This is a genomic window from Streptomyces sp. NPDC002676, assembly GCF_053592455.1.
On record NZ_JBSFVT010000058.1, the window covers coordinates 1 to 5,724 of the forward strand.

General features: G+C 66.9%; 8 protein-coding genes. 6 read left to right on the plus strand and 2 right to left on the minus strand.

Translation table 11 applies throughout. The features are described from left to right. Positions 1-201: 201 nt before the first annotated feature. The 6 genes from ACWD3E_RS42995 to ACWD3E_RS43020 all read left to right on the plus strand — a co-directional run bounded on the left by ACWD3E_RS42995 (position 202) and on the right by ACWD3E_RS43020 (position 5,263). Positions 202-486, plus strand: coding sequence for a hypothetical protein (locus ACWD3E_RS42995; RefSeq protein WP_451392898.1), 285 nt, complete (start codon positions 202-204; stop codon positions 484-486). Next, a complete protein-coding gene (locus ACWD3E_RS43000; RefSeq protein WP_451392899.1) occupies positions 483-818 on the plus strand; it encodes a DUF6415 family natural product biosynthesis protein in 336 nt (111 codons plus the stop codon). Before ACWD3E_RS42995 ends, ACWD3E_RS43000 begins: the two co-directional genes overlap by 4 nt. Continuing rightward, positions 815-1,546 carry a hypothetical protein gene (locus tag ACWD3E_RS43005; RefSeq protein ID WP_451392900.1) on the plus strand — a complete coding sequence of 244 codons (732 nt, stop codon included), beginning with the start codon at positions 815-817 and terminating at the stop codon, positions 1,544-1,546. Before ACWD3E_RS43000 ends, ACWD3E_RS43005 begins: the two co-directional genes overlap by 4 nt. A gap of 647 nt (positions 1,547-2,193) precedes the next feature. After that, the gene (locus tag ACWD3E_RS43010) at positions 2,194-2,595 is read left to right on the plus strand and encodes a DUF6415 family natural product biosynthesis protein (protein WP_451392905.1); all 402 of its coding nucleotides are present in this window, start codon (positions 2,194-2,196) and stop codon (positions 2,593-2,595) included. 628 nt (positions 2,596-3,223) lie between these two features. Next, positions 3,224-4,525, plus strand: coding sequence for a hypothetical protein (locus ACWD3E_RS43015; RefSeq protein ID WP_451392901.1), 1,302 nt, complete (start codon positions 3,224-3,226; stop codon positions 4,523-4,525). A gap of 177 nt (positions 4,526-4,702) precedes the next feature. After that, positions 4,703-5,263, plus strand: coding sequence for a hypothetical protein (locus tag ACWD3E_RS43020; RefSeq protein WP_451392902.1), 561 nt, complete (start codon positions 4,703-4,705; stop codon positions 5,261-5,263). Here the strand turns inward: ACWD3E_RS43020 and ACWD3E_RS43025 are convergent. Further along, positions 5,229-5,372, minus strand: a complete 144-nt coding sequence (locus ACWD3E_RS43025) for a hypothetical protein (protein ID WP_451392903.1) — start codon at positions 5,370-5,372, stop codon at positions 5,229-5,231. The genes ACWD3E_RS43020 and ACWD3E_RS43025 overlap by 35 nt on opposite strands. Further along, positions 5,320-5,724: transposase (locus ACWD3E_RS43030; RefSeq protein WP_451392904.1), on the minus strand; the 405-nt coding region annotated here is incomplete at its 5' end. The genes ACWD3E_RS43030 and ACWD3E_RS43025, both read right to left, overlap by 53 nt.

A 5,724-nucleotide genomic window follows, 5' to 3' on the forward strand; every position in this document is an offset into this window, starting at 1 on the left:
GCTGCTCCAGCAGCCCCACGACCGACGGCATCCCCGACCTCCACCCCAGCGACGACACGACACATCACCACTGCCACGAGGCCGCCGACCCTATACCTGACCAGCGGAAACACAGCCATCAAGACCGGAAAGACAACAACCACTAAGGCGTGGGACGTCGTACGCCTGCCGCGCGCCCTCGGCTGGAAGACCGTCGCGCAGATGCAGCAGCACAGCACGCCCGTCGGCCCGGTACAGCACACTCCCGACGGCGTCGAGGTGCTCGTCGAGATCGGCTCGGCCGCCCGATGGGAACTGCCCGACGCCGAGGTGCTCACCGAGGGGTACGTCGCCGTGCCGCACCCCGCGTCGACTGCCCCGCGCACACAGCAAGGGCGCTCGTGGATCGTCTCGCCGCAAGAGCGCGGGCCGCTCACCGACGCCGATCTGCTGCCCAAGGCCTACGCCGCGGTGCTCGCCGCCACGGGCATGGACACTGCTCGATGACGGCCGCCCCGTCTGCCGAGGCGCAGACCGACGAGCCGATCCTGTTCCTGATCGAGGCTGCGTTCGATACGTCGCGCAAGCAGCCGACGCCCGAGCGTCTCGCCGAGATCGACAGACTGCTGCGCGAAGAGGTTGCCCGGCTGTTGACGACCGCGCGCGCCGTGGCCGAGCATCGGCCGCACCGCTCGCGAGACTGGTACGCCCTCGTGAACGCCGTCGATGCGGCCGACGACGCACTGCGGTTCCAACTCGGCACGATGATGCAAGCGGCGCTGCAAGTGTCCAAACTCGCGCGGCGCCTGATCGAGCTGCGGCAGGTGACCGCCTCGTGATCTGCGCCATCTGCGAGCAGCCCATCGAGCCCGGCGAGCAGAAGAAGCAAGTCGGCCGCCGCGATCGGACAGGCGGCAAGCTACCGCCGGCGTACACGCACAAGACGTGCCGCAAGCCCCCGTCGACCGTCCCGTACATCACGGCCTGGTCGAGTGAGGTCGTCGACGACCCGCCCGTCGTATACCGGCTGCTCGGGGGGATCGGCTACGCGGGCGAGGTCGCCTCGGACCGGACCGCCGAGGGGGTGCTGATGCTGCGGCGCCCCGACCGCCGAGGCGTCGGCGAACCCCGGTACGGCAAGGTGCATCCCGGTCGGCAGTTCCAAGCCATGACCGATCTGCTGTGTCAGGTGTGCAGTGAGCCGGCCGACCAGAACGACCGCGGGACGCTGTGGCTGCTCGAAGACTCACACGAGGACTGGCAGGGGTGGCCGAACGGCCTCGTCACTACTCACCCGCCGACCTGCCTGCAGTGCGTGCGTAGGGCGCGCGAGGAGTGTCGGCAGATGTGGGCCGGCAGTGTTCTCGTGCGCGTCGGCGAGTCCGAGGTGTGCGGCGTGCTGGGCCGGCGGTACACCGCGAGCGGAATCGGGCCCCTGCCGGTCGAAATGGACGTCGTTCCGTTCGGGTCGCCGCTGCTCGGCTGGACGGTCGCGGCGCAGCTCGTGTGCGCCTTGAGAGAGTGCACGATCGTGAGCCTTGACGAGGAATTTGCGGCGCTCGTATAGGCCGGGACACCGAGTCTCCGCACGCTGCCCGCCGCTTGATCGTCGCTCTTCGGCAGCACCCCGGCCGCCGCCCGGCGACGCAATCCCGTTCACGAACCGAGGGATGAACCATGACTGATCACCCTGTTTCACCGAACACTGTGCTCGCGAACGCGCTCAGCTCGGCCGAGGACATCCTCGTGCCCCGCATACGAACCATGTCCCCGTCACGAGTGACGTTCGTGGTCGGAACACAGATGAACGGCGTCCCCCACCTCGGCACGTCCCTCATACAGTCCCTCTCATTCGCCGCCGCTGCGCGGGTCCGACGGCGCTTCGGCATCCCCGTCGAGGTGCTGTTCGGCGCCCTCGACAACGCGCCGCACGAGGTCGTCGTCGATCCCGCAACGGGGCACCGCCACCAGCGCGCCTACGCACACGCGCTCGGCAGGGCCGCCCTCGTCGACCAGGTCGACGAGCTGTACCGGCCGCTCTTTGATGCCCTGTCCGAGCGGCTGTCGATCCCGTACTCGATCGAGATACACCGTCGCATCGACGCCGCGCGGACCGGGGCTTCGCCCGGTTCCTCGACCAGCACGGCGAGGACCAGGACGACAGGGCCGACGGCGAGGACACCCACGCGAAGACGCCCCAATAGCGAGGCCGCCATGCACACCAGCAGCCACACGGTCCTGTACGACCCCACCGGCCTGATCGAGGCGGAGCTTCCGCTCGACCGCGAACCGTACGAGTGCCTCGTCAAGGCCGTTCTTGCATGGACCGGCAAGGACACGCTCGCCACACGCGACTACGGGCAGGTCGGCCTCCAGCTGACCGGCCACGCCTGCGCGGTCGCCGCCGACGTCCGGCGTCGCGCGAGCCAGCTACCCAAGGACAGCGGGCCCCGGGCGCTCGCCGACGTCGTCCTGCGCGAGGCCGAAGGCCGGCTGTCCGTACCACTGGAGGGCACCGTGAGCTGCGTCCAGAGCCGCGCCCGCCTCGTCCGCGCCCTCTACGAACGCCTGGACCGGCTGGAGGCCCCGGAGAGGGTTGCACCGAGCGGCGACTGAACCGTTGGCCGGACGGTTGCTTTCAACGGGGGACCGAAGGTGGGCGCCCCCAAACCGGACACCACCCGTTCTCGCAGGCCAGCCCCGGTGGGCAAGCCCATCCCGGACGACGACACCTCTTCCCACGCGACAGCCGAGGGGGGAGGTCTCTCCCCGGGCCCGAGGCCGCCGGGAGATTGCCCGCGAGAAAGAGCAGCGCCGCGCCCTTGCCGCCCTTCTGGACGGCTGGGACGCGGCGGGGGTACGGGCGCGCGGGGGGTGCTCAGGCGAGTGCCGGTGCTGGGCTCAGCGATGCCAGCGGAGAGCGCCGGCCTTTCTCCACCGCGCCGGCGTTAGGAACAGTTCAGCTGTCTCAGCATCTGCCAGACCACCTATGCCCGCGGCGCTCTGGGCGAGGCCATCAAGGGAGCTGTGCCGCCAGGTGTCTCAGTTCGGACCACCCGATCGAAGGCATGACTACGACGAGTTGACGGATGCAGGGGCGATTCGGATGCTCTCATTCCGGTTGAACTGACACCCTCTCGGGCACCCCCAACTGACCTGCATTTCTTGACCTTTGGTGAATCATGCGCTTTTATTTTCGCCCTGCGGTCCCACCGCACCCATCCTCAGGACCGATCGAGGCAGCATGGCGCGAATCAGCTCAGAAGAGGCCAAGGAAAACATGATCTCCTGCGGCTTATGGCCCATATCGGAGTTCAAGAACACTCAAGTCAAGTGGCTGTGCGTCTGCATGGCATGCGGAGATTACGTCACCCCTAGATACAACAACGTCGTCAACAAAGGGGCGGGAGGCTGTAAGAGTTGCGGCACCAAGAAGAGAGCGAACAGTCAGCGACTTGACCCAGTCGCAGCGAAAGAGCGAATTATCAAGAAAGGGCTATGGCCGGTCTCGGAGTTCCCGAGCACCTTGACTCCGTGGCTATGCGTCTGCATGACATGCGGGGAGTTCGTCACCCCGACATATGCAAGCGTAGTCACTAATGGGCAAGGAGGGTGCAAGTACTGTGCCATCGCAGCGAAGACGACCGACGTAGGCGAAGCGAAGGATCGAATGATCGAACGTGGAGTCTGGCCTGTCGAGGGCTTCAAGAACACCAGCACTCCGTGGCTTAGCATCTGCATGGCTTGTGGTCGCTTCGTGAAGCCGACCTATAACTCCGTGGTGCATCGAGGGAACGGCGGGTGCTGGTCCTGCGGGCGCAAGGACGTGGACCCTGTCAAGGCAAAGACGGTAATGATCGCTCACGATCTGTGGCCTATCGCCGACTTTCCCGGGACCAGCGCGCCTTGGCCGTGCGTGTGCATGAAGTGCGGCGAGTTCGTCAAGCCCCGCTATGCCGGCACCGCTTATCGCGGTTCCCGGTGCAAGTTCTGCTCCATGAAGGCGGTCAACCCCGAGACGGCGAAGGCCAACATGATAAAGCGAGGTTATTGGCCTCTCGCCGATTTCCCCGGAACGAGGGCACCTTGGCTCTGCGCATGTATGGAGTGCGGCGAGTTCGTCAGCCCCCGCTATTCCAGCATCGTGAGCTCCGGCCAGGGCGGCTGCTCAAATTGTGCGACGAGTGGTTTCCGCGAAGACGAACCCGCGTTGATCTATCTCATGGTTCACTATGCCATGCAAGCGTCGAAAGTCGGGATCTGTAACCTTGACACCGGGCGCATAGACAAGCACAGACGAAACGGGTGGGTGCTTCACGAGACTTACCAGTTCGACCTGGGCGTGTATGCGCGTGCGGCAGAGAAAGCGACTGTTGCTCTTTGGCGAGCTCGCGGAGACGGCTGGCAACAAGCCCTCTTCTCGGAAGAGGAGAAGTACGACGGCTTCACGGAGACGGTCTCGCTGATTCGCGCGGACGGCAGCTTGACGTCGCCGGACGCACTCTGGACCGACGTGCTGACCTCAATTAAGGACCTCGGGCTTTAAGGTCAGTCTGTAAGCACAACCACGCTGCGACGGTTGCTCAGCTGCCGTCGCAGTTGCTGTTTTCAGAAGCCGTTGTCGTACCGTACTTGACGGGTGTGCTTCCGCAGGTCAGGCATGATGTCGGCCTCATCGTGGCAGGCTCGGGGCGTCGGGTTGTCTCGTTGGTGGAGGGGCCGGGTGCCGTCGGTTGCGGGTCTGCTGGAGGAGCGGGAGTTGGCCGCGCGTGAGCGCGTGGAGGGGCTGCGGGAGAAGGCGGACCGGGTGCTGTCCGAGCTCGCCGAGGCGGAGACGGCCTGGCAGGAGTGGCTGATCGCCCGCCAGCGTGTGGGCGAGGTCCTGGCCGCGCCCCGATCCCTGGAGGCTGGCGGGGGTGATCCGGTCACGATCGAGCAGCCCTCCAGGCCGGAGCCGGAGCCAGGCCCCGAGGCGCCTGCCCGGGTGGCCGCGCCGCGTGCCGCGCGTGCGGGTTCGATCGTGCCGGTGTGGCGGCCCGGGCTGTCGGCGGCCGTGCTCGCGGTGGACTACCAGCGGATCTTGGCCGTACTGGCGGAACGCCGGTCGGGTGGAGACGGGGCGATGCCGTGCCAGGAGATCGCCGCCGTGCTCGGCTTGGAGCTGTGCCCGGCCAGCGTCGAGGGTGTGCGGTCGAAGATGAAGCGATTGACCGGCCGGGGCTGGGCGGTTGAGCCGGCCCCGGGCCGGTTCACGCTCGCCGACGCGCCAGCCTGCGGGTCATGAGTCGAGTCATGGACCACAGCACCATCTGCTCGTGGACGGCGGGCAGGGTCTCGTAGTCACGCACGAGGCGGCGCGAACGCCGCAGCCAGCCAAGCGTGCGCTCCACCATCCAGTGCCTCGGCAGCACCACGAACCCCGTGACGTCGTCCGAGCGTTTGACGAATGGTGAGGTGCAGCTTCTCGGCCGCCCATGCGACCAGGCGGCCCGCGTAGCCGCCGTCCGCCCACACCAGGGCGATGCGATGGAAGCGGGCCCGCAGCTGTTCCAGCAGCGGCATGGCCGCTTCCCGGTCCGTCGTGTTGGCGGCGGTGACCATCACGGCCAGCAGCAGGCCGAGGCAGTCGACCACGACGTGCCGCTTGCGCGTGTGTCCTGAACGCGAAAGGGAGTTGATGGTAGCGAACTTCAAATAGCGGTGCTGTGCGGGAGATGAAGGTTTGGCCCTTCGAAGCCGCCCTGC

Coding starts and splice junctions, on each gene's coding strand:
- ACWD3E_RS42995 (WP_451392898.1), top strand. CDS start 202: ATGCAGCAGCACAGCACGCCCGTCGGCCCGGTACAGCACACTCCCGAC.
- ACWD3E_RS43000 (WP_451392899.1), top strand. CDS start 483: ATGACGGCCGCCCCGTCTGCCGAGGCGCAGACCGACGAGCCGATCCTG.
- ACWD3E_RS43010 (WP_451392905.1), top strand. CDS start 2,194: ATGCACACCAGCAGCCACACGGTCCTGTACGACCCCACCGGCCTGATC.
- ACWD3E_RS43015 (WP_451392901.1), top strand. CDS start 3,224: ATGGCGCGAATCAGCTCAGAAGAGGCCAAGGAAAACATGATCTCCTGC.
- ACWD3E_RS43025 (WP_451392903.1), bottom strand. CDS start 5,372: ATGGTGGAGCGCACGCTTGGCTGGCTGCGGCGTTCGCGCCGCCTCGTG.